2 protein-coding genes are annotated in these 862 nt (G+C 56.7%); both read right to left on the bottom strand.

Annotated elements, in window-relative coordinates:
* On the bottom strand, window positions 1–222 hold a 222-nt coding region (locus tag MD273_RS19265), incomplete at its 3' end, for an LOG family protein (protein ID WP_502846078.1).
* 10 nt (window positions 223–232) lie between these two features.
* Window positions 233–862: malate dehydrogenase (locus tag MD273_RS19260; protein WP_239039248.1), on the bottom strand; the 630-nt coding region annotated here is incomplete at its 5' end.

The raw sequence follows: 862 nt of genomic DNA, 5'->3' as shown, positions 1-862 counted from the left end.
CGTGATGACGCCAAAGGCTTCGCCACCTGATTCCAGGAACGCATCCGCGACGATACCCATGAGCCCCACTTTTCCGCCACCGTAAACCAAGTCGATGCCGCGGTCTACCGCGGTTTTCGCCAAGGTTTGAGCCGCTTGCGTGTACAGCGAGGAACTGCCGAGCGCCGAGCCCGTGAAAACGGTGACGCGTTGGAGGGTTGGGGCGTCGAAAAGCGAAGTCATGCGTTAAAGATTAGAGCAAGTCGCGCACTGCCTCGCGCTCGGCCTGCAATTCCTGAGCATTCGCGTCGATGCGGGCGCGCTGGAAATCGGAAATCTCCAGGCCTTCAACGATTTCCCACTCACCGTTGCGGGATACGGTTGGCAGACCGACAAAAATGCCCTCAGGAATGCCGTATGCACCGGTGGAAGGAATTGCCGCAGAGGACCACGCCTCGGTGCCCTGTACCCAATCGCGCATGTGATCAATCGCAGAGGATGCTGCAGAAGCTGCAGAAGACTTTCCACGGACCTCAATGATTTCAGCGCCACGGTTAGCCACGCGAGGAATGAACTCCTCCACATACCAATCGTGATCAACCAGGTCAGTGACCTTTTCTCCACCAACGGTTGCGTAGGTGATGTCTGGGAACTGGGTTGCGGAGTGATTTCCCCAGACCACAATGTTGTTAAATTCCGCAGATCCACGGCCAAGCTTGGTGGCCAGCTGGGAGATCGCACGGTTGTGATCAAGGCGCATCATTGCGTTGAAGCGGGATGCTGGAACATCTGGGGCCGCAGCTGAAGCAATCAACGCGTTGGTGTTCGCTGGGTTTCCAACAACTAGGACACGAATGTCATCTGCGGCGTTGTCATTGATAGC

It is taken from the genome of Marinobacter sp. C7 (genome assembly GCF_022343555.1).
Classification (GTDB): Bacteria; Pseudomonadota; Gammaproteobacteria; order Pseudomonadales; family Oleiphilaceae; genus Marinobacter.
The sequence above is the reverse complement of the archived record's forward strand: the minus strand, read 5'-3'. Positions and strand labels throughout refer to the sequence as shown.